Raw genomic sequence first — 24,923 nt, forward strand, 5'->3', positions numbered from 1 at the left:
TATTGAAAATTATACCTTCCGCATACTATTTATGTCAATTTTTAATTATATTTGTAAATTATACATAAAAATGATAAATTATTTATATAAGTTTTTACTAAGGAGGATATATTATGAATTTTTGCAGCAAATGTGGTAGTAGGCTTGAAAACGGCTCTTGTCCTAATTGCTCTACTATTTCTAATTCAAACAAAAATAAAAATTATTTTAAACTTATAATTGGATTTATTATAATTTTATTTATTTTAATAGGAGGTATTTTTATTTATGGAAAATCAACCTCAAAAACACAGTCTGAAATTGCAATGGATTTTTCTAATGCAATATCTAATAAAAACGCTGATGAACTTCAAGAAATTCTTTATTGTGATAATCAAAAACTACAAATTAATACAACAAATGCAAATGTTTTAATTGATTATTTTACTAAAAATCCATCTAAATTTTCTGATATAAATGATAACTTTAACGCTGGAAAATATGTTGATACTGGTTATCCTTTATCAATAAAAGAGATTTCTAAAAAGTTTTTCTTTTTCCCAGTATATAAAGTTGTTGTTAAACCTACATTTATGAAAGTAAATTGCAATTTTAAAAATTTTAAAATTAAAGTGTTAGATCAAACTTATAGTGATTTAAACGAATCAACAGAAATAGGACCTTTAATGCCTGGAAACTATAATATCACAGCAGAATTATCTAATTCTTATTTAAATAAAAGTGAAGTTATAGATGTAAATACTTTTGATAATAATTGTCCAGATATAGAAGTATTTAAAGATTTAAAAATTATACATATAGATAGTGATATACCAAACGCTGACTTATATATAAATAACAAAAATACTGGAATTAAAGTAAAAGATGCTAAGGATTTTGGTCCAGTTGACCCAAATAGTACTATTTATGCTATATCAAATGAAAATGGTCAAAAACTTATGAGTAAAAAATATACTGTTGATTCTTCATCTGAAATTTACATTAATTTTGCTGATGCTAAAGCATCAGAAGATGATTTTAAAACAGAACTTTATAGCCTTTTAAATAATTACTCATCTGGGTTCGCTTATGCTGTTAATTATAATGACTTTAATTATATTTCATCATACCTTAAAGAAAATAGTCCTATATATAATAAACAAAAGAAGGTTGTACCAGATATTTATAAACAAAATATTACTGAATCATTTAATAGTACAGAAATACTAAATTATAAATTTAATAATGATACAAATACTGGAGAAGTTACTTGTAATGAAGTATACTCTATTGCTAAAAATAATAACGTTCCAAAATATAAAGAATTTAAAAATACTTATACTTTTGAAAGAAATTCTAATGGTCTATTAGTTTTAACTGATATTAAAGATTAGAGGTGTATTTAATGAAATATTGTAATAAATGTGGAAATAAATTAGAAAGTTCAGCTAAGTTTTGTAATAAATGTGGGAATAAAATTATTAAAAATGAAGTAGAAATATCATCTAATAATACTAAAGATTTATCTAATGAAGAGTTATCAAAAAATAATGATATTAATATAAAGAGTAATCTTGACACTAATTCTAATAATATTATTAATAAAAATAAAATTAATATTGATGAGTCAAAATATAGTAAAAGCAAAATTAATGAATCACAAAAATCCGATTCTAATGATTTAGATAAAACTACACTATATGATAAAAATGATTATGATTTAAACAATAATATTAATAATTCATCTAAAGAAACTATTAATAAAAATACTAATAATATAATTAACAATAATAAAATAGATGAGGAATCATATTCTTATGATGACCAAATTAAACCTAAAAATAAAAAAAAGAAATACATAATAATAAGTATAATTATTATAGTTATTTTATCCATTGGTAGTTTCATTTATTTTTCAAGAGATTCACTAATGTATAATCATTATGTAAATAAAGCAGATTCTGATACATCTACTTTTGAAAAATTAAAAGATTATAATAATGCTTTAGAATATAGATATAATGATGATGTTATTAATTCAATATATAATGTATTAAAAGGTGATTCATCATTCATAGATGAAATGTCTCCCCTTACTAACTTGAATAAAGAAGATACCAATAAATTAATATATAAATTATGTACATTTTATGCAGATAAAAACTTTGATGGCAAAAACTACGATGCATGCCTTAGTTATTTATCTTTAGCTAAGAAATATGGCTATAACGAAAAAGATTATATAAACTATAACGAATTAATGAAAAAAATAGATGAATCAAAAGAAAATCATAAGTCTACAGATTCATCACAAAATATTTATAGCTTTAAAAATGAAACTCCAACTAATAATATTCCTAAAAATATTTATGATTATAAAGGAGATTATTTAATTCCCTATAGTAACTCAAGTTATATAGATAAATCCGACATTAATCAGTACAACAAAGAAACATTAGCTCTTATGAGAAATGAAATTTATGCAAGACATGGTTATATATTTGGAACAGAACCTTATAAATCATATTTTAATTCAAAGTCTTGGTATTCTCCAGATTCATCATTTAAAGGTGATGATAAAGAACTTAATGAATATGAAGTATCAAATGTAAAAACTATAAAATCAGTTGAAAATTCTAAGTAAAAGAAGGTAATATAAATGAAGAAATTTATGAAATTCATTTTATTAACGTTAAGTTTATCAATACTTTTATTTGGTTGTACTAATAATAAATCTAAAGTTAATTCATTTGATTCTAATACTGTTAATTCAAAAATAAATTCTGAATCAGATAATATAATCAATGATACTAAAGATATTGATAAATCTAACGATAAAGAAAAGAAAAATACTAAAGATACTAATTCTACATCTAATAATAAAAACTTAAATGAAAATAATCTTAATAAAAATACTAATAACTTAAAAAAGATAACTATAGTTATTGATCCAGGACATTCAAGTAAAAGCTCAAATGAAAAAGAATGTGTATCACCAGATTCAAAAGAAAAAAAATTAAAAGATACTAGTGGAGCAACTGGTGTGAGTAGTGGTATACCTGAATATACAATAACTCACAAAATAAGTATTAAATTAAAAAATTTATTAGAAAAAGAAGGTTATAATGTTATTTTAACTAAAGATAATATAAGTGAACAACGTAGTAATATAGAAAGAGCAAATATAGGAAATAAAGCTAATGCAAATCTACTAATACGAATTCATTGTGATGGAGTTGATTCACCAAGCGCTAAAGGAGCTTCTATACTTGTTCCTGAAGTCAAAGGATATATAACAGAAAATATAGCAAAGAAAAGTTATTCTTATGGTGAAAAGATACTAAACTCTTATACCCAAACTACTGGTATATATAATAGAGGTGTAGTTAAAAGAGACGATTTAACTGGATTTAATTGGTCAAAAGTTCCTGTTGTTTTACTTGAATTAGGATTTATTTCAAATCCTAAAGAAGATTCTTACCTAAGTAATGATAAAAATTATAATCAAATATGTGAAGGAATAGCTCAAGGCATTAATAATTGCTTTAAATAATCCTTAAACATTATAGTATAAAATATAGACTGTAGATAAAAATTCTACAGTCTATATTTATTATTGTATTAATATATAATAATTAATTTTTTATTATTAATACTTTATATTCAAACTTCTTATTCTTTCTATATATAATAAATTAATTAATCAAATAAGAATTTTATAACTCTAATTCACTTAAATTTACCTTTTCCTCATTAATTTCTTTTTCTAAAATTTCATTATTATTAACCTTATACTTAAATAATACAACTAAAGAACTTAATAAAGCTACCAAAAATGCTGGAACTACCCAACCTAACCCTTTATCATAAAGTGGTAACCATCTAACTATACCTTCAAGGAATTTCATATTTAATGAAGTATTGCTTAATGCATAAATAACACTTACACAAGCTGTAATTAAAACTGTTGCTGAATAAACTAACTTATTTCCCTTTAAAAGTTTATCAAACATTGCAAGTAAAATTAAAACAATAGCAACTGGATAAATTGCATCAAGTACAGGAACTGAAATACTTAAAATTTTTGTAAGTCCCATATTAGCAAGAACCATACTTGATAATGCTAAAACTCTAACCCAAGTTTTATAACTTATCTTTGAGTTTAATGTTACAAAATATTGACTGCATGATGTTATAAGTCCTACGCAAGTAGTAAGACAAGCTAGTGTAAATATTACTGCAAGAAGTACAGCTCCCATATCTCCAAAAAGATATGTCATAACATTTGATAAAGTTTGAGCACCATTTTCAGTTGCTCCAAATCTACCACCACTGGTTGCACCTAAATGAGCAAGCATTGAGTAAATTAAAATTAATAATCCACCTGCAAATACACCAGCTTTTACTGAATTTTTTACAACTGCCTTTTCTCCTTTTATTCCCTTTTGTTTAATTACAAGTGAGATAACAATACCAAAATTTAATGCTGCAATTGTATCCATGGTCATATATCCTTCTAAGAATCCACTTACTAAAGGTGCATTTACATATTCTCCAGTTACTTCACCATAAGCACCTAATGGCTTAAAAATACTTGCAATAAATATTGAAAAAATTAATATTAATAACGTAGGAGTTAAAACTTTCCCCATACGATCTACTAATTTAGATGGAGTTAAGCAAAGCCAATAAGCTACTGAAAAAAATATAAATGTATAAATAAATAATGCCAATCCATGAGATATAAAGCCTTCTCCTAAATATGGTCTTACTGCCATTTCAAATGGTAAACTTCCCGCCCTTGGTATTCCAAGTCCAGGTCCAATTGAAAGATAAATAAGAATTGTAAATACCGTTGCAAATAAAGGACTTACTCTACTTGCTAAATTATATAGTCCTGATGATTTTGCTACTGCAACTACACCTAAAATAGGAAATCCTACTGATGTAATTAAAAATCCAATCATAGTAATCCAAGTATCTACTCCAGCTGACTGTCCTAAAAATGGCGGGAAAATCAAGTTTCCTGCACCAAAAAATAATGAGAAAAGCATTAAGCTTACTAATAATAAATCTTTTTTTGATAAATTTTTCATTAAAAACGCCCCCAATTAATCAATTTTAAAAATCATTCTAATTGTATGTCTCCTTCTATGTCCATGAAATTGCCCCCTTTTAATTTATTTAACATTCTTTTTATAAAATAACTTTAATTAAATATTTTATTAAAATATTTAAATCAAAAACTTATAAAAATAAAAAATCCCCGTCCCTAATAAAAGGGACGAGGTTAAATCGCGTTACCACCCTAATTCTATAAACATAAATAAACTAAATGTCACTTAACTATGTTCATAGCACCTTAATTACGTACATCTTAATACGCTTTTCCTGTAACGGTGAAAATCCGATAAAGCTTACTAAAATATCATTTCAGCTTTACTTCTCAGAGATGATTTTCGGAAATATACTGAACATTGGCTTACAGCAAAATGCCAACTCTCTGTGGAACAATTATATAACTTACTTTTTCTCGTCATAGAATTTAAAAATCTGTTTTAAATTTAAATATATATTATACTTTAATTTCCAACTTGTCAACTACTCATTTAAATTTTTTAATATAATTTATTGTTTATAAAATTATATATTGATTTTAAGTATTTTTATAATTAAATTTATTAAAAATAGTTATTTATTTAATAACTCCTTTTCTTTATTAAATGCTTCTTCTGCCAAACTTTTTTCTCCCTTTTCATCATAAAGTAAAGCAAGATACCTCCAAGCCTCAGGACTACTTGGATTATTTTCTATACATTTTTTTAAAGTAGCTTTAGCCTTTTCATAATTATTTAATCTATTATCATATATATTAGCTAAAGTTTCATAAGCACTAATTATATTATTCTTTTCTAAATACTTCTCATAACATTTAACTCTAGTTTCATCATTAATATTATAGTCATCTATATATTGTACTAAATCATTATATTCAATAAAACCATTATTAAAATCTTTTATAAAATTATATTCAAACTCCTTAAATTCTGTTCCTGTAACTTTCTTAAAAGCTTCATTAAAATTCATATTTTTAATATTTAATAATATATTTTTTATTGCAATATTTCCATTTTGATTCGCAATTTTACTTACAGCATAATTACTTTGAGTATAAACATCTACTTCACTTATACTTTCATTCCAATTATCATAATCAGTTAATTTTTCAAATTCTATAATTTTTTGTGGCTCATATAAACTATTACCTAAGTTTCCAACATACTCCGATACTCCTTCTATAAACCATATAGGGACTTTGCTCTCATCTATATTATTTTTCTTCATAAATTCATATACTATATGATGTGTATATTCGTGCAAAAAAGTTTCTTTAAAATCAAAGTCATATAATAAATCATAACCTTTTAAAACATCTATATAAGGATCCTCTACACTTAAATACATACTATTAGCATCTACAAGATAATACCCTCCAACCTTATAATTATTACTTCTTTTATGGAATACATTTTTATCGTAATCTAATTTAATACTTAAAGTACTTAAATCAAAATTTCCAAAAATATTTTTGTTCTTTTTATTCGCTTCATTAATATATTCTTTTATTAATTCTATTATTGATTCTTGCTCTTCTGTATAAAATATTTTATTGTTTTTATAATCAAGCACTTTAAATTTACTATTATATTCTTCAGACTCCCCTTCTGTCTTTAAAGCAATAGCATATAACGCAACACCTTTATCTTCAAGCTTATAAAAATCCTTCAATACAAGTATAGATATAAAGATCATAAATAACATCATTATATTAAGTATAAAGCTTAATATTTTTATCTTTATAATCTTACCCTTATATCTTTTAAATATATTTATTCCTTGCCTTGTAACAATTATAAAAAAAATAATCATTAAAGTTCCAGATATGATTATATTCCATCTAAAATTTAATAATATACTTAAAAACAAATATAAAATGTAGAATATAACATATACTAAAACATTCCCAATACCCCTTAATAAACTCATTTCCACCTCCATTTAATTCCAATTAAATAGTAACACCTTACAAAATTATTGTAAACATTTAACCAAAATTTTTTAATATTTAAATTTTATAGTAATACATAATATTCCCTATTATTGTAACAATAATAAATGAAACTTTAAAATTGGAGGTAAAGATATGACTATGAATCCATTTAATGAAAAACCTATGGATATTTGGAACTCATTTGAAAATTGGAATGATATTTATCCAAAACCTTATAATAAGCATGAAGTAGACCCATATACTAAAACTAGAATTATTCTTATGAACGGAACAGAATTTGAGGCAAACTGGTTCTCACATCAATTTGCTAGACATTGTAATAATAATGACCTTCGTAGAGAAATCGCTCTTACTCGTCGTATAGAAAAACAACAACAAATGAAAATCTCAAACTTAAAACCTAAAAATGAATCTATACTAGAACACACAATAAGTTACGAACAATTAGCTGTTGATTTAACTGCGGTATTAGCTCAAAGAGAACCAGATCCTAATGTAAAAAAAGCATTAGACTTTGCATTATTAGAAGATTTTGACCACTTATATCGTTATGCGGATCTTTTAGAAATGAAAGAAGGAATACATGCTGAACACTTAGTTGGAGGATTTACTGAAATTATGCCAGGTCGTCCAACTATATCAGAGCACCGTTATCCGTTTGATAATGTTAAACGCTTTATAGATAATACTACAGCCGACCCTATAACAAAGTTAAACGTATCTATTATAACTGCTGCTGAACAACAAACAATGAATTATTACATGAATGTTTCTAACTTAGCAAAAGAAGATATAGGAAGAAAATTATACCAAGAAATTGGATTGATTGAAGAACAACACGTTAGTCAATATGAAAGCTTAATGGATCCTAACTGTACTTGGCTTGAAAATCTTTTAAACCATGAATATACAGAATGCTATTTATATTATTCATGTTATATGACAGAAAAGGACCCATACATAAAATCATTATGGGAACAAAACTTACATATGGAAATTGCTCAACTACATAAAGCAGCAGAATTACTAAAAAAATATGAAAATAAAGAATGGCAACAAGTTATTCCAAATGGTGAATTCCCTGAACTTCTTGAACTTAGATCAAATGTTGATTATGTAAGAAATATATTAAAAGGAACTGTAAATGAAACTTCAGATAAAGAAGATTATATTGATGTTTCTAAAGTTCCTGCTAATAGTAATTTCTGCAAATTCCAAAATATCGTAAATAGTTCTAACGATATCGTACCAAGTCATAATGTAATTGATGATTATATTTGCAAAAAGAAAGAAGATTATCGTTTTGAAGTTGATACTCACCCTATTCCTGAACTTAGAGATAGAACTTGTGACAATACTACTATTGGTAGAAAAGCATAAATATTAATCTAAAAGACTAGAACTCTTAAAAGCTCTAGTCTTTTTATAATTTTTATAAATTACTTAATAAATTTGCCATTTCAATAGCTGATACTGCTGCATCATAACCTTTATTTCCAGCTTTAGTTCCTGCTCTTTCAATAGCTTGTTCTATTGTATCTGTAGTTAATACTCCAAATATTACTGGCTTTTCTGTTTGCATTGATACTTGTGCTATTCCCTTTGAAACCTCTGCACATACATAGTCAAAATGAGGTGTTGATCCCTTTATAACTGCCCCTAAACATATAACAGCATCATATTTTTCATTTTGTGTCATTTTCTTTGCTATAAGAGGGATTTCAAAAGCACCTGGAACCCAAGCAACATCTATATTTTCTTTATCTACACCATGTCTTTTAAGACCATCTAAAGCACCACTTAATAATTTTGATACTATAAATTCATTAAATCTTCCAGCTACTATTCCAACTTTTAATTTATCTGCTACTAAATTTCCTTCTAATATTCTCATATTAATTCCTCCTAAAAAATTTGTTTAAAATATCATTTAAAAATTTTTATTATAAATCTTATAATTTATCAGTTTAATAATTTAAAATATGATTCATTTTTTCTTTTTTAGTTTTTAAATAAAACTCATTATTTTCATTGAAATCCATTTGAATAGGAACTCTATTTATTACACTTATACCTTCATTTTCCAAACTATATATCTTATCTAAGTTATTTGTCATGAGCTTTAAGCTTTTAACTCCTAAATCCTTAAGTATAGCTGCTGCTACATCATACTTCCTCATATCAGCTTCAAATCCAAGTTTTATATTTGCTTCAACTGTATCATATCCCTCATCTTGTAAAGCATAAGCCTTTAACTTATTTATAAGTCCTATTCCTCGTCCTTCTTGTCTCATATAAAGAAGTATTCCCCTCCCCTCTTTTGATATTTTTTTCATAGCAGCGTCATATTGTTCCCCACAATCACATCTTCTTGACCCTAAGGCATCTCCAGTTAGACATTCTGAATGAACTCTTACAAGAATATTTTTTCCGCCCTCTATATTTCCTTTAACTAAAGCCACATGATGTTCACCATTTAATTTATTTATAAAACCATACATTGTAAAATAACCATATTTAGTTGGCATTTTAGTTTCTACAACTCTTTCAACAACAACTTCATTATTACTACTTTCATACTTTAAATTTTTATTATTAAAAGTAAGTTCCTTTTCATTAAAGTTACATTTAATAAGATTATCTTTAAAATTATTAACTTCTAATTTATTTTTTCTATATTCAACTAAATCTTCTATTGTAATAATCTTAATACCAAACTTTTTAGCAAATTCAATAAGTTCTTTTGTTCTCATCATATCTCCATTTTCACTCATTATCTCACAAATAACTCCAGCACCTTTAAAACCTGAAAGTTTTGCTAAATCAACAGCTGCTTCTGTATGTCCTAACCTTTCTAAAACTCCATTATTCTTTGCAATTAAAGGAAATACATGCCCTGGTCTTCTAAAATCATTACAATTATTACTTTCTAAAACTTTTTTTATAGTAAAAGCTCTTTCAAAAGCTGAAATTCCTGTAGTAGTATCTTTATAATCTACTGATACTGTAAAAGCAGTTTCATGATTATCTGTATTATTTGAAACCATTGGATGAAAATTTAATTTTTTTGCGATTTTCTTTTCAATTGGCATGCATATAAGGCCTCTTCCATGCTTTGCCATAAAATTAATAGCTTCACCATTAACCATTTCAGCAGCCATTAAAAAGTCTCCTTCATTTTCCCTATCTTCATCATCAATAACTATAACCATCTTTCCACTTCTTATATCCTCTATTGCTTCCTCAATTCTATTAAACTTAAACATTTGTTACCATCCACCTTTATACTAATATTTAAAATCCTAAATTATTATTTATATAATATAAATTATTTTTAGTTAATAATATTTCTTATATCTAAAATAAAGCTATTAAATATAGTTAAAATATTTATTTTTCTTTTATATAAAGCCAGTATTTATAAGTAACTCCTCACTTATTTGATTAGCTTTCTTTTCATTACTTATTTGATTTAAACCTAATAACTTTTCAACATACTTTCCAATTAAATCACACTCAATATTCACTGTTTCATTAATATTTTTACTTAATAAATTTGTTTCACTTCCTGTATGAGGTATTATTGAAACCTTAAAAATTTCATCATCTACATATGCCACAGTAAGACTTACCCCATCTATTGTTACCGAACCTTTAAAAATAATATATTTTAAAATATTTTTATCTGCTTTTAATGTTATCCAAATTGCATTATCTTCTCTAAAAAAAGATATTATTTTAGAAGTTCCATCTATATGTCCACTAACAATGTGACCTCCTAATCTTTTCTCTAAAGTTAATGCTCTTTCAAGATTAACTTTACTACCAATTTTTAGACCTCCTAAATTACTTCTTCTTAATGTTTCTGACATAACATCAGCTTCAAAATTATCATTACTTATATTTGTAACAGTAAGACATACTCCATTCGTTGAAACACTGTCTCCAATCTTAGTATTTTCTAAAACCTTTTTTGCTTTTATTAAAAGTCTTGATGAGTTTATCCCTTTTTTTATATATTTAACCTCTCCTATTTCTTCTATAATTCCAGTAAACATATTTTCACCTCAAAATTATATATAATAAATTTTTTTAAATTATAATTATTAAGTAGCTTTGTAATTTATTTAGTATCTTATATACCCTTCAACGACTATATCCTCTCCTATATTTTTAAAGCTCATATCTTTTATATTTATTACATCACTTATTTTTTCTATCCCTTGTCCACCTATTGGTGTCTTTGAGCTACTTCCCCCAATTATTTTTGGAGCTATATAACATATAATTTTATCTACAATTCTTTCCTTAATAGCTGAAAAATTTAATTCTGATCCACCTTCAAGTAAAATGCTATCTATATTTAGTTTTCCAAGTTTAATCATTAAATCATTTAAATCTACTCTATTCTCTTTTTCTTTTGTAATTAAAACTATGACACCTTTGCTTTCTAAAATTTTTATTTTTTCTTTGTTAGCTTTTTTAGTAGTTGCAATTATTGTTATATCTTTTAAAACTATATTATTTCTAATTTTTAAATTATTATCTTCTTTTAAAAAATCATTTATATTTTCTATTTCAGTATTAAATTCTTTTAATAATTTTAAGTTAAATGAATTTTTATTATTTAAAATTACTTTAGAATTTATAGGTATTCTAAGATTACTATCAACTATAATTCTTACTGGATTTCTTCCATTTTTTAATCTACAAGTTAATTCTGGATTATCTTTTATAACAGTATTGATACCAACCATTATCCCCATATATTTATTCCTTAAATTATGCACAGATTCTCTTGATTTTTCCCCAGTTATCCATTTTGATTCTCCAGTATATGTTGATATTTTTCCGTCTAAAGACATAGCATTCTTTAAAACTACGAATGGTTTTTTTAATTTTATATACTTTATAAAAACTTCATTTAGTTTTTTACATTCATCTTCTAAATTACTAATCTTAACTTCTATTCCCGCATTTTCAAGTTTTTTAATACCTTTTCCTTTGACCAATTCATTTGGATCCAAACATCCTATAATCACTTTTGAAATTTTATTTTTAATAATATTATCAACACAAGGTGGAGTTTTTCCATAATGAGAACAAGGCTCTAAATTTACATACATAGTTGCACCATAACTGTCAGAAGCTAAATTATTAAAAGCCTCTATTTCAGCATGATTTTCCCCAAATTCTCTATGATAACCTTTACCAATTATCTTATTATCTTGCACTATAATAGCTCCAACTAAAGGATTAGGATTAACCTTTCCTTCACCTTTTTTAGCTAAATTCATCGCAAGCTTCATATACTTTTCATCCATTAGCATCATCTCTCTTTTTTAAATTTTTAATAATTCTTTAGGATATAAAAAAGCCCTGAGAATATTTTCTCAGGACCTTAAATGAATTTGATTAACCTTATAAATATAATTAAGCTATATATTATAAATTAATAGTAACTTTATTTAAATAAAATATTAATACAATATACTATAATTATTTTTTAATTTTTAATATATAATTGTATCTAATATCTTTTAAATTAAATTTATTTTAAATTATATTTTAATATTAAATTTTTATTTAATATTAAAAAACTCTGAAATATAAATTATTTCAGAGCTTAAAAAACAAATTTTAATAATATACTATTAATAATTAATGTTGTATAAAAATTATACTTAAAATATAATTACCAAAATTATTTCATTAAATATAATACTTAATTATTATTAATCTTCTTTCATCCAGACTATACTGTCGGCTTCGGAGTTTCACCGAATCTGCTAATTTAATAGCTCGCGGGCTTTACCGCCGGTAGGGAATTTCACCCTGCCCTGAAGATTTATTAAATTTGTTAATATTATAACATACTTACTTTTCAATGTAAATATGTTAATGTTTGTTATATTTAATTAATTCCATATTTTCCAGTTGTACTATCAAGAAAGATAGGTAATTCAGGTGGAAAATATGTAAATAAAACAAAAAGTAATATTAATATAATAAAAACTATAATACAAAATTTATAATTTATACCCTTACACCTTTTATAAACATATAATCCCATTAATTGTCCAATTAAAACAGCTAAAAATAATATTATAATATCTATAATTACTGATTCAATACCAAAGACTCCAGTATAAAAATAATATAATAAAGGTACAGTTATTAAAGAAATAATCAATGATACAAGAGCACCAGTAAACCATTTTCTTTTATTTATATCGTATATTTTTCCATTAACTAAATAATAAATACTCCACCATAAAATTATAGGTAATAAAATCATCTTCAAATGTTCCCAAACACTTTCATTCATAGGAAAAAATGCTGCAAGTATTTTATTCTCACCTGTTAACTTATATAATGAATGAATGCAAGCACTTATTATAAATAAAATAGGAATTCCTTTTATAATCCATTTCTTTTGTGGTGATAATGATTTATACATATAGAAACCTCCTTTATTTTAGATTAAAAAAGAAGTAACCTAAGTTGATTAATATCTTAAATTACTCCTTATTTTATTATTCTCTTTAATTGTTTTTATATACTACTTAAGATTTTTAAGAATCAAACTATTTATATTTTATTAAACTTAAACAATAAAATTCTTAATTATATAAAATTTATATTACCCTTAATTTTTATAAATTAAATATATAACTAAATTTATCAACTTTTTATATAAAGAATATAATATTATAAAAGTTCTTTTCTATTTTATGTTGAGGTGATTATTATGAAAAGACCTATAATAGGAATACCTAGTTCTATATCTACTGATAAAAGAACTTATTTTATTGGAGATAATTATGATTACAATAACAATAATTATTCTAAGTCTATTGTAAATGCTTTAGGTGTGCCAATTATTTTACCAGCAACAAAAAACCTTGACGTATTAAATTATCAATTAAATCTTTGTGATGGTTTTTTATTTCCTGGAGGATTAGATATAAATCCACTTTATTATAGTGAATCCCCAAAACCTCTTCAAAATAAATCAAACGAATTAATGGATTGGTATCAAATTACATTGGCTAAAAAAGCTATTAATTTAAATAAATCAATACTTGGAATATGTAGAGGTATGCAATTATTAAACGTAGTTTGTTATGGTTCATTATATCAAGATATATCTTATTTTAAGAAAAATCATATTAAGCATAATCAAGAAAACTATTTAGGTGAAAAAACTCATCTTATAACAACAATAAATAATAGTTTAGTTAATTCTTTATTAGGAAATAAATATATTGTTAATAGTGGACATCATCAATGTATTAATAAACTTAGTAATTGTTTTAAAGCCACTTCATATGCTCCAGATGGTGTTATTGAATCTATAGAAATGATTAATAAAAAATTTGTTATAGGGGTTCAATGGCATCCTGAAATTCTCGCATTAAAAGATTTAAAAATGCTTAATTTATTTAAAAAATTCATAAACAGTTGCAAATAATATAATTCTATTAATTTATATTAAAATACTTTTAATATAACAATATTATAAAACACTTTATATCTCTATCTATTTTTTGTTATATATTGTTTTTTTTTCTTTATTTATAATTTATTAACATTTTGCAAAGTAATTTTATTGTAAAATATTAATTGATAAATATACAAAAGAAAACTAGGGGGATTAATAATGAAAAGTAAGAAAATAGCTATGTTTTTAATTGCAAGTGCAATTTCTACAGGATCATTATTGTATTCATCTTCATTAACGGCATCTGCCGATAATATGAGTACACAAAAAATTGAAAGTAATACAAATATCACTTCAAAAGCTTTAGATTCTAATAATCAATCAGAAGTTAAAAAAGATGTAAAAGATTCTAATTCTAAAGCTAACAATAAAGAAGTGAAAACTAATAATAATGTAACAAAAAATACTGAAACTACTAAAGACAAAAAAACAGAAAATAAAACTATAAAAAGTAAAAATACTGTTGATAAAAAATCTGAAGAAAAAGTAAAAAAAGATATAAATACTACATCTTCTTCAGAAACAAAAAAAATTGATTCTAATAAAGTAAACTCACCAGTTAAAGCCTCAAGTGAAAATACAATATCATCTGCAGTAAAACCAAAATTTCATTCAAAAGTTCAAGAAAATTTATATTATTATATGATGGATCCAGAACATCAAAAATCTGTTGATGTAAAAGCTGTAAAACTTCATAATGGTATTACTAGCAACAACTGCGTTTACTTTGCTTCAGAAGCATTAAGACGTGTTGGAGTAAATATTCCTGAAGAGACTGGATATACAACTAATTTAGAAAAAGCACTAAAAAATGTTGGATGGAAAAAAGTAACTAATTTAAACCAATTAGAACCTGGTGATGTATGTTTTGCTGGAGAAATGCATGCATATATTTTTATGGGATGGGCTAATGAAGAACATACATTAGCTTATGTTGTTGATAATCAAAAGGCATTATTTAATAATAATATATATCATGAAAGAGGATTATATGATGGAAAAAATATAACTCCAACTTCTCATTTCTATGAATATGTAAAAGAAGAAGCTAAAAAGGTTGCTTATAAAACTAGCCCTAAAAAATCTAATTGTAAAACTAATCCTAAAATAGCTGAAGGTACTGTAAGAGTAAATACTTATTTAACTGTAAGAAGTAACCCTTCAGTTAAATCAAAAGCAATTGGAGCATTAAAAAATAATACTAAAGTTGATATTACAGGATTAGATAATCATTTTTATAGAATAAATTATAATGGTGATTCAGCTTATGTTTATTCAGACTATGTAAAAAACTATAAATCAGTAAAAACAGATACAACTAAAAAAATAAATATTAAATCTGAAGTTAAAAAACAAACAGCTATACAATCTGAAGCTAAGAAAATATCAACTGGTACTGTTAATGTTAATAGTTATTTAAATGTTAGAAGCGGTGCTTCAACTAACTCAAGAATAATCGGTTCTTTAAGAAGAAATAATAAAGTTACTATTACAGGTTCAAAAGGTAACTTCTATGAAATAGAATATAGAGGTGGACATGCTTATGTTTCTAAAGATTATGTAAGAATAAATTCAACTTATACAGAAACTACGAAAAATATATCACCTAGTAAAGAAATTAAAAAATCAAATAATTCTACAGATAAGAAAACTGGTACTGTTAATGTTAATAGTTATTTAAATGTTAGAAGTGGTGCTTCAACTAACTCAAGAATAATTGGTTCTTTAAGAAGAAATAATAAAGTTACTATCACAGGTTCAAAAGGTAACTTCTATGAAATAGAATATATAGGTGGACACGCTTATGTTTCTAAAGACTATGTAAGAGTAAATTCTAATTTCATAGAATCATCATCTTCTAATAACGAAAACAAAAGCATGAAGAAAGCTAGAATAACTGCTCGCTCAGGATTAAATTTAAGAACATCTAATACTACTCATAGTAGTTGTATATTAACTATACCTAATAATAGAGTCGTTACTGTATTAGGTAGTTCAAATGGATGGTATAAAGTAAATTATAATGGACATACTGGTTGGGTTTTTGGACAATATATAAGTAAATAATTTTCTCTGTTATATTTTAAAATAGACTTTTTAAGTTAAAATAAAATCTTAAAAAGTCTATTTTTCATATAGTTTATAAATTAAATTTTGTAATTTATTTTATTATTTAAATCTTATATTTTTAAATAATAAAATAGTATAACTTTATATCAAATTAAATTTCTCTATTAATTATTAGATTTTCCTTCTTTTTTATTTATAAGTATTTCCTTTAAAGTATTGTATAGTACGTTTATCTCTATTGGTTTAGATATATGTCCATCCATTCCTGCTTCTAATGACATTGTAATATTCTCTTCAAAAGCATCTGCTGTCATTGCAATTATAGGTATAGATTCTGCGTCATCGTGTACCGAATTTCTTATAGCTCTAGTTGCGTCATATCCATTCATCAATGGCATTTGTATATCCATTAATATACAGTCATAATAATTTTTTTGTGATTTTAAAAACTTTTTTAAAACTTCTTTCCCATTTTTCGCAAGTTCTACCTTAGCAGATGCTTGCTCTAAAAATGATATCGCAATTTCCGCATTTAAATCATTATCTTCTGCTAAAAGAAATCTCTTTCCTTTTAATAAATATTTTATATTACTATTACTAAATGTATTTAATTTATTATTTTGCAAATCATTTACTGATACTTTATAATTTTTATCAATATCAAAAGGCAATTCAATTACAAATTTTGATCCTTTATTTAAATTGCTATGAACTCTAATTGTTCCATCTAGTAATGCTATAAGATTTTTTGTAATAGCTAGTCCAAGACCTGTACCTTCTATATTTTTATTACTTATATTACTACCTCTTTCAAATGGTTTAAATAAATTCTTTAAAAACTCTTCACTCATACCAATTCCATTATCACTTATTGTAAAGTTAACTTTTAGTTTATCTCCACTTTGAATTTGACTAATCTCCATAAGTACATTTCCACCAGAAGGAGTGTATTTAACTGAATTTGATAAAATATTTATAAGTATCTGTTTTGTTCTCATAAAATCGCCAATAATCTTTTTATAAACTATATTTGTCATTTTCACATTATAAGATAATTCTTTTTTTATAGCTTGTTGATATATCATAGAATTTACATCATTTATCATTTCGTTAAAATCAAATAATTCATGTGTTATGTACATTTTTCCGTTATCTATTTTTGCCATATCAAGAATATCATTAATTAACATCATTAAATGATTAGAAGAAATAGATATATTATCTAAATATTGCTCTACCTTTTTTGTATTGTTTATGTTTGTCTTAGCTAATGTTGTCATACCTATAATTCCATTCATAGGAGTTCTTAATTCATGGCTCATATTAGCAAGAAAATCACCTTTTGCACGATTAGCATCTTGAGCTAACCTTAAAGCATCACTAAGTGCTTGCTTCTTTTTCTTCTCCTCTGTTTGATCACTAATAGTTACTATATATTTAGATACATTACTTTTAGGATCATAATTATCTTTTACAGGGAATATATTAAGTCTTAACCATATAGGCTCTAATTCATTATTTTTATAAAATCTAAACTCTTTTTCTAAAGGTTCTTCTTGATTAGCATTTTCAAGCAATTCTTTTATTTCTTCTCTTTCATCTGGATGAATTAAGTTAATAAATGAAAATTTATCTTTTTCTATTTCAATATTATTTATTCCAAGAACTCTTAAACTATTTGAACTAATAAATTCCTTCTTTTTATCCTTTAAATTAAAAACAATAAATACAGCATCTAATGTTTTTGAAAGAACACTTAATATTTCATAACCATCATAAACTTTTTTATTCATTGACTTTATAGCTTTCTTAAATACTGTAGAAACTATTAGAATAAATAAAGCAATTATAACTAATCCAATAACCAAAACATTATCTATATGTTCATAGTATTCATTTAATTCTGAGCATTTTTTTTGAGCATTTTCAATAATTTCATATCCCTTTTTATTATACTTAGTAACTAACGGACATACCTTTTTACCAAGTTCTTTTTTAATCCAATCACCATTGTTATATTTAGCACCTTTAAAAACTTCATCAAACTTACTTTCTACTTGCATTATACTATTGTAAAATTCTTCATAGTCTTTATAAGGACCTAAATAATTATCTTTTATGTACTTAAGTTCATTTTTAATATTATTTTTATCTTTATCTATGCTTGACTTTATATCTTTATAATCATCTTCGTTAGTTAAATTTGATAACTTAGATACACCTACCCCAATATTATTTAAATTACTACTTATTTTATTTACACTAGATGATACATTAAATGTATGATAAAAAATATAGTTTATTTGTTTTTTCAGGCTATCTATAGATCTTATAAAGAATATGAAAAATATAACTAATAAAAGTATAATTATAATATTACTTATAATTGTTATGTTTTTTATTCGTTTTTCATATCCTTCCTTTCTTTTTCTCATATAAATTAATCTCCTATTAGTTTTTGCTATTTAGTAAATTTTCAAATTTATCTATAGGTAGTGGCTTAGAATAATAGTATCCTTGTATTATGTCACAACCTAATTCCCCTAAAAATTCCGCTTGTTCCTTTGTTTCAATTCCCTCAGCAATAATAGGTACTTTTAATGCATTTGCCATATATACTATAGCAGTTAAAATTTTTTCACTTCTTTTATTAACATTTGCATCTTGAATAAAACTACGATCTAATTTTAATATATCTACTTCAATATCTTTAAGCATACTTAAGGAAGAATATCCACTACCAAAATCATCTATAAGAACCTTAAATCCATCTGCTCTTAACTTATTTACAATCTCAATAAGTTGTACAGAGTTTTCCATATAAGCTGTTTCTGTAATCTCTAATTCCAAAACTCCTTTAGGTAAATTATATTTTTTAATAAGTTTATTGAAATGATCATTTAAATTTAAATTAAATATATCTATTCTTGATACATTTACTGATATAGGTACTACTTTTTGACCATTATCAATCCATTTTCTTATTAATTTACAAGTACATTCCCATATATGCATATCCAATTTTGTAATAAATCCATTTTCCTCAAATAAATTTATAAAAACATTTGGTGGAATCATTCCTTTAATTTTATGATTCCAACGTACTAATGCCTCACCTGAAACAATTTCACCTGATTTATATTCTATTTGAGGTTGTATATGTATATTGAATTCTCCATTTTGCATTGCTAACTTAACATCATTAATTAACTCTTGTTGTTTAATTAAATCTCTACGCATTTTACTATCATAAAATTCATATCTTTTTACATAATTTCCTTTAATAGTAGATAATGCAATATTTGCTTTATCACACATTAAATTTACACATTCATCATATTTCTCTACTAAATAAATTCCAAAATTAACTATTATATTAAAATCTAATGGATATATAGATATATTCTTTTCTATATCTTTTATTAAATTAATTATAAATTTCTCATCCGCTGGAACGCACATTGCAAAACTATCAGCTTGTAGTCTTCCAAACCTTACATCTCCAACTAAATTTTTCTTTAGATAATTTGCTATAAAACATAATAATTTATCTCCAGCTTTTAAGCCAAATATATCATTTAAAACCTTGAATTTTGAAATATTCATAACAATTACTGCATATGATAGTTGATTATTTTTTTTAATCATATCTAAAGTTGATCTGTAAAATTCATCCTTATCATATATTCCAGTTAACTCATCATATTTAGCCATATATAAAAGCTTTTGTTCTGATTTAATTTTTTCATCAACATCAGCTATTGTACCTATTATACGTTGTATATTGTTGTCATCATCTTTTACACAATTAATTGTTATCTCACACCATACAAATGATCCATCAAGTTTTTTTAATCGTACAGTAACAATTGTTTTACCATTACCCTCTAAGATATCTCTAAAATATGTATTTAATATAATCCCATAATCTTCTGGATGAAAATACTTACAACAAGTATCTTTACCTGAAAAAACTAAACATGGCTTAGTTGTACTTATAAGAAATTCTTTAATTCCTGCTGAACTATAAAATGTTCTATCTATTGGGTTCCATTCATAAACTATAGCCCCTGTTTGTTCAACTATTATACGATACCTTTCAGCAGTTTCATTTTGCTCCTTTAATATCTTGTTTTGATATTTTATTTTACTAAGCTCTTTTCTACTTATAACATTTCTTATACGTTCTTTAATAACTTTTGAATTATATGGTCTAACAATTAAATCAACGGCACCCATTTCAAGAGCTTTAACCTCATTTTCCGTTTCATCAATCATAGTAACAACAATAACAGGTATCTCATTAATTAAATTATTATTTTTCATTTCAGCCATAACTTCAAATCCATTTTTAATAGGCATTATTATATCTAAAATTACAGCTAAAATCTCGTTACCTTTCTCTTTTATAATATCTAAAGCCACCTGTCCATTTTCCGCTTCTAAAACCTCATATTCATCTGAAAAAATACTCTTTAAAATTTCTCTATTTATATCTATATCATCAACAATCAAAATTTTATTATTTATGTTTTCATTAAAACTTTTGTTATTTATATCTATACTCTCTTCACCATAAATTTTACAACAATTCTTTCCTAACTTCTTAGCTTCTGTAAGAGCTATATATGATATATTATAAAGCTCATTAAAGCTGTTTCCATGTTCCTTTGCTATGGAAATTCCACATGAGCAAGAAACATGGAGTTCTGGAAAATCATAAAAAAATATTAAATTAATACTTTTACATATTTCATAAGCTCTTATTAAAACATCATTTTTATTTTTAATATCCTTAATAAAAATAATAAATTCATCTCCACTAACCCTTGAAATAAAATCATTATCTCTAACTAATGACTTTAATTTTAACTCTACCTTATTTAAAGTTTCATTTCCAAACATTCGTCCATATTTTTTATTTATCTTATTAAAGTTATCAATATCTAATAAAATAAAAGCGTATTTTGTTTCATTATTTTCTTTAATAACTAATTGATTATTTATAAAATCTTCTATTTTCATTTTATTGTATAATTCATTTAATGAATCCAATTCAACTTGCGATTCTAAATATAATTCATGTTTTTTAATTTCATCTATATCAAACTCATTATTAGAATATATATACTCATCTAATAACTGTTTATAAAATTCACTTGAAGAATCATATTTCTCTTTAAGATATTCATTTATTTCTTTATATCTTTTTAAATTATTATGAATATGTCCCTTCTTTTTCATAAAATTATCCCCCATTTTTAATTTTTACATTCTTATAATATAACAGATACACCTCACTAATTTAATAAATTTTTATTTAATTATTAATTCCAAGATTAATTTATACTTGATATAATTTTACAAATTCTTTCATACTCATTTTTTATATCTAAAAAAAGTTCTTTTATTTTATTGTATTTGTGAGCTCTAATATCATTTACAAGTTCTGTGCATAATAAAAATAATGTATGAAAGCTAAGATTTAAAGATATTCCCTTTAATGTATGTGCTTTTATTTCTATTTCTTTATAATCTAAATTATCAACAGCTTCTTTTAATTCATAATATGTATTATCCTTAAGAAAAGCTTTTATAAACTTTTCAACTAAATTAGTATTATTCGCAAATCTGCTTATTATTTCCCCTTTATTTATTCCTAATTTCTCTAATCCATCATCAAAATTCAAAATAAATCATCTCCATTTTATATTATAATTAAATGATACTTATGTTAAATAAATTTATAAACATTATGTAATTAAAAGATATATCAAATCAAAACAATACTAATTTAATATATAATAAATTTTAAAACTTCTACTTTCTTAATTTTATTATAATAATTATATTAAATACTAAACAAACTTTGAAGTTCTTTTTCTGTTAAATGTCTATATTCACCTAAATTTAATTTTGTGTCCAACACTACTTCTCCTATAGCAATTCTCTTTAAATATAAAATATTACATCCAACTGCTTTAAGCATACGTTTCACTTGATGCTTTCGTCCTTCTGAAATAGTAATATATCCTGAAACAACGGATTGATTGTAATTTTTTAAATTTATATTTAACTTTTTAAGTTCATCTTCAAAATCCTTAAATAAGCCATAATCATTAATTTTCACCTTAGCAGGTCTAGTTAAAACTCTACCTTTTATTATATTAACTCCATTTTCTAAGCTTTTTATATTTTCATTACTTAAAGAACCTAATGCCCAAAAGAAATAAGTTTTACATACATGCTTTTCTGGATGCATTAACTTATGTTCAAAATCTCCGTCATTAGTGAACAATAATAAACCCTCAGTATCTTTATCTAACCTTCCAACATGAAATATTCCTTTTTTATCTTCTTCACTTAAAAATTCAAATACAGTTTTATGCTCTTTATCTATCTTTGCAGTAATACACCCAGAAGGTTTATTAAACATATAATATACCTTTTCTGAATATTCTACTACATTATTAAGATATTCTATTTTATCTATCTTTTCATCTATATTAATTGCAGGTACTGTTACTACTTTTTCATTAACTCTTACCTTTCCTTCTTTTATATAAATTCTAACTTCTTTACGCTTTCCAATTGATGACTGTGCTAAAAATTTATCTAATCTCATTCTATTATCTAATTCTCTTTCTTTAAATTATAATTAACCTCTAAATAAACATAATTGTAATTATTAATAAAAATGGAAGAATATATATTAATATTCTTCCATTAAAATATATTTAATTTATAAGTATTTCTATCAAAATTATTTTCTTTCTAATAATGCAACATTTTCTATATGTGCTGTATGTGGAAACATATCAACTGGTTGTACCACTATAGTTTTATATCCTAATATATCAAGTTCCTTTAAATCCCTAGCTAAAGTACTTGGGTCACATGATACATATACGACTCTCTCTGGCTTTACTTCACCTATAGCATTAAGTAATTTATTATCACAACCCTTTCTAGGCGGATCAACTACTATAACATCAGCTTTAACTCCATCTTCTATAAGCTTTGGTATAACTTCTTCTGACTTACCAACAAAAAATTCTGCATTATCAACATTATTTTTTTTAGCATTCTCTCTAGCATTTACTATTGCAGGCTCAACTATTTCAACTCCATAAACTTTCTTTGCTTTTTGTGATAAAAATAGTGTTATTGTACCTGTACCACAGTAAGCGTCAAATACCGTTTCATTTCCTGTTAAGTTTGCATATTCAAGTGCTTTTCCATACAGTACTTCTGTTTGTTCAGGATTAACTTGAAAAAATGAAAGAGGTGATATATTAAATTTAAAGTTTCCAATGTAATCAGTAATACAATCTTCTCCCCATAACGTATAACATTCAGGTGTAAGTATTACATTTGTATCTTTTTTATTTACATTTAGTATAACGCTTTTTAAACCTTTAATTTTAAACTCTAACTTTTGTATTAGCTCATTTATATTTTTTAATTCTTTTCTAGTTGCAACTAAGACAACCATAACCTCTCCTGTTTTGAAGCCTTTTCTTATCATTATATGTCTTAAAAAACCTTCTTTATTAAATTTACCATCAACAAAAGCTGGTTTTATATTGTTTTCTTCCATCCAATCTCTAAAGATTTTCACTATCTTATCTGAATCATCTTCCTGAATAAAGCATCTATCTATATTAATTATGTCATGACTTCTTGGTGCATAAAATCCAATTGATAATTTCCCATTAACCATTCCTACAGGCAATTGAACTTTATTTCTATAATTATATGGATTTTCATTCATACCAATAGGATAATTTACTATATCTTCATTAAGACCACCGATTTTTTTTATACAATCTTTAACTCTCTCATACTTAAAATCAAGTTGTGTTTTATAATTCATATGTTGAATTTTACACCCACCACATTTTTTAAAGTTTTCACATCTTGCTTCTACTCTACCTTCAGATTTTTCTATAACTTCTAATAATTTGCCATATGCATAATTTTTTTTAACCTTAACAATTAAAGCCCTAACCTTTTCTCTCTTTAAAGCTCCTTCAATAAATATAGGAAATCCTTCTATCTTGGCAATTCCCTCACCTTCATATCCTTGTGACAATATATCTAAAGTGTACTCTTTGTTTTTTATAACCATATCGTTTCACCTTTTTCCTAACATGTAATACCGACTTATTATATCATAAAGTTATATAAAAGTTGTATAAATATTGATATAACCCTCTTATCAAATTAATTCATATTCTAAATAAAATTTCTAAGCTTAAAATTAATTTCTATAATATAAAGAGCCGTCAAACTTTC

General features: G+C 24.5%; 18 protein-coding genes, 1 riboswitch and 1 other annotated feature. Of the genes, 6 read left to right on the forward strand and 12 right to left on the reverse strand.

Features of this window, described 5'->3' with window-relative positions; all coding sequences use genetic code 11:
- Positions 1–113: 113 nt before the first annotated feature.
- From AC4FQW_RS08975 to AC4FQW_RS08985, 3 genes are read left to right on the forward strand one after another with little or no spacing between them, the layout of a single operon-like run.
- A complete protein-coding gene (locus tag AC4FQW_RS08975) occupies positions 114–1,373 on the forward strand; it encodes a zinc ribbon domain-containing protein (RefSeq protein ID WP_491148637.1) in 1,260 nt (419 codons plus the stop codon).
- 11 nt (positions 1,374–1,384) lie between these two features.
- Positions 1,385–2,623 carry a YARHG domain-containing protein gene (locus tag AC4FQW_RS08980; RefSeq protein WP_491148638.1) on the forward strand — a complete coding sequence of 413 codons (1,239 nt, stop codon included), beginning with the start codon at positions 1,385–1,387 and terminating at the stop codon, positions 2,621–2,623.
- Between the two features lie 15 nt (positions 2,624–2,638).
- A complete protein-coding gene (locus AC4FQW_RS08985; RefSeq protein ID WP_491148640.1) occupies positions 2,639–3,532 on the forward strand; it encodes an N-acetylmuramoyl-L-alanine amidase family protein in 894 nt (297 codons plus the stop codon).
- Positions 3,533–3,695: 163 nt separating this feature from the next.
- Here the strand turns inward: AC4FQW_RS08985 and brnQ are convergent, their stop codons facing one another.
- Both brnQ and AC4FQW_RS08995 read right to left on the reverse strand, forming a co-directional pair.
- Positions 3,696–5,075, reverse strand: coding sequence for a branched-chain amino acid transport system II carrier protein (brnQ, locus tag AC4FQW_RS08990; RefSeq protein ID WP_303127985.1), 1,380 nt, complete (start codon positions 5,073–5,075; stop codon positions 3,696–3,698).
- A 181-nt stretch (positions 5,076–5,256) separates the two neighbouring features.
- Positions 5,257–5,528: a binding site (T-box leader), on the reverse strand.
- A 142-nt stretch (positions 5,529–5,670) separates the two neighbouring features.
- Positions 5,671–7,026: a tetratricopeptide repeat protein gene (locus AC4FQW_RS08995; protein WP_491148642.1), complete on the reverse strand. Its 1,356-nt coding sequence runs from the start codon at positions 7,024–7,026 to the stop codon at positions 5,671–5,673.
- A gap of 163 nt (positions 7,027–7,189) precedes the next feature.
- Between AC4FQW_RS08995 and AC4FQW_RS09000 the strand changes: the two genes are divergently transcribed.
- Positions 7,190–8,431, forward strand: coding sequence for a hypothetical protein (locus AC4FQW_RS09000; protein ID WP_491148706.1), 1,242 nt, complete (start codon positions 7,190–7,192; stop codon positions 8,429–8,431).
- Positions 8,432–8,483: 52 nt separating this feature from the next.
- Here the strand turns inward: AC4FQW_RS09000 and ribH are convergent, their stop codons facing one another.
- The 5 genes from ribH to AC4FQW_RS09025 all read right to left on the reverse strand — a co-directional run bounded on the left by ribH (position 8,484) and on the right by AC4FQW_RS09025 (position 13,511).
- Entirely contained in the window at positions 8,484–8,945 is a 462-nt protein-coding gene (ribH, locus tag AC4FQW_RS09005; RefSeq protein WP_491148644.1) for a 6,7-dimethyl-8-ribityllumazine synthase, read from the reverse strand.
- A gap of 73 nt (positions 8,946–9,018) precedes the next feature.
- Entirely contained in the window at positions 9,019–10,317 is a 1,299-nt protein-coding gene (gene ribA, locus AC4FQW_RS09010) for a GTP cyclohydrolase II (protein WP_491148646.1), read from the reverse strand.
- Positions 10,318–10,452: 135 nt separating this feature from the next.
- Entirely contained in the window at positions 10,453–11,109 is a 657-nt protein-coding gene (locus tag AC4FQW_RS09015) for a riboflavin synthase (protein WP_491148648.1), read from the reverse strand.
- Positions 11,110–11,178: 69 nt separating this feature from the next.
- Positions 11,179–12,375 carry a bifunctional diaminohydroxyphosphoribosylaminopyrimidine deaminase/5-amino-6-(5-phosphoribosylamino)uracil reductase RibD gene (gene ribD / locus AC4FQW_RS09020; RefSeq protein WP_491148650.1) on the reverse strand — a complete coding sequence of 399 codons (1,197 nt, stop codon included), beginning with the start codon at positions 12,373–12,375 and terminating at the stop codon, positions 11,179–11,181.
- 410 nt (positions 12,376–12,785) lie between these two features.
- Positions 12,786–12,903, reverse strand: a riboswitch (FMN riboswitch).
- 62 nt (positions 12,904–12,965) lie between these two features.
- Positions 12,966–13,511, reverse strand: coding sequence for a DUF6512 family protein (locus tag AC4FQW_RS09025; protein ID WP_303127813.1), 546 nt, complete (start codon positions 13,509–13,511; stop codon positions 12,966–12,968).
- A 291-nt stretch (positions 13,512–13,802) separates the two neighbouring features.
- Here AC4FQW_RS09025 and AC4FQW_RS09030 point away from each other — a divergent pair, with 291 nt between their 5' ends.
- On the forward strand, positions 13,803–14,525 hold the full coding sequence (locus AC4FQW_RS09030) for a gamma-glutamyl-gamma-aminobutyrate hydrolase family protein (RefSeq protein WP_303127808.1): 723 nt from the start codon (positions 13,803–13,805) through the stop codon (positions 14,523–14,525).
- A 189-nt stretch (positions 14,526–14,714) separates the two neighbouring features.
- Positions 14,715–16,622 (forward strand): SH3 domain-containing protein, encoded by a 1,908-nt coding sequence (locus tag AC4FQW_RS09035; protein ID WP_491148651.1) that lies wholly within the window; start codon positions 14,715–14,717, stop codon positions 16,620–16,622.
- A 167-nt stretch (positions 16,623–16,789) separates the two neighbouring features.
- On the opposite strand, the gene AC4FQW_RS09040 is transcribed toward AC4FQW_RS09035, so the two are convergent.
- The 5 genes from AC4FQW_RS09040 to rlmD form a co-directional block, all read right to left on the reverse strand.
- Positions 16,790–19,060, reverse strand: a complete 2,271-nt coding sequence (locus tag AC4FQW_RS09040) for a PAS domain-containing hybrid sensor histidine kinase/response regulator family protein (RefSeq protein ID WP_491148653.1) — start codon at positions 19,058–19,060, stop codon at positions 16,790–16,792.
- 16 nt (positions 19,061–19,076) lie between these two features.
- Complete coding sequence (locus tag AC4FQW_RS09045; RefSeq protein WP_491148654.1) at positions 19,077–21,869, reverse strand: EAL domain-containing protein; 2,793 nt, start codon at positions 21,867–21,869, stop codon at positions 19,077–19,079.
- Positions 21,870–21,964: 95 nt separating this feature from the next.
- Positions 21,965–22,315, reverse strand: a complete 351-nt coding sequence (locus AC4FQW_RS09050) for an Hpt domain-containing protein (RefSeq protein WP_303127796.1) — start codon at positions 22,313–22,315, stop codon at positions 21,965–21,967.
- Between the two features lie 161 nt (positions 22,316–22,476).
- Entirely contained in the window at positions 22,477–23,250 is a 774-nt protein-coding gene (locus AC4FQW_RS09055; RefSeq protein WP_303127793.1) for a pseudouridine synthase, read from the reverse strand.
- A 138-nt stretch (positions 23,251–23,388) separates the two neighbouring features.
- The gene (rlmD, locus tag AC4FQW_RS09060) at positions 23,389–24,756 is read right to left on the reverse strand and encodes a 23S rRNA (uracil(1939)-C(5))-methyltransferase RlmD (protein WP_491148655.1); all 1,368 of its coding nucleotides are present in this window, start codon (positions 24,754–24,756) and stop codon (positions 23,389–23,391) included.
- Positions 24,757–24,923 lie beyond the last annotated feature (167 nt).

The sequence above is a fragment of the Clostridium sp. TJA085 genome (assembly GCF_058310235.1).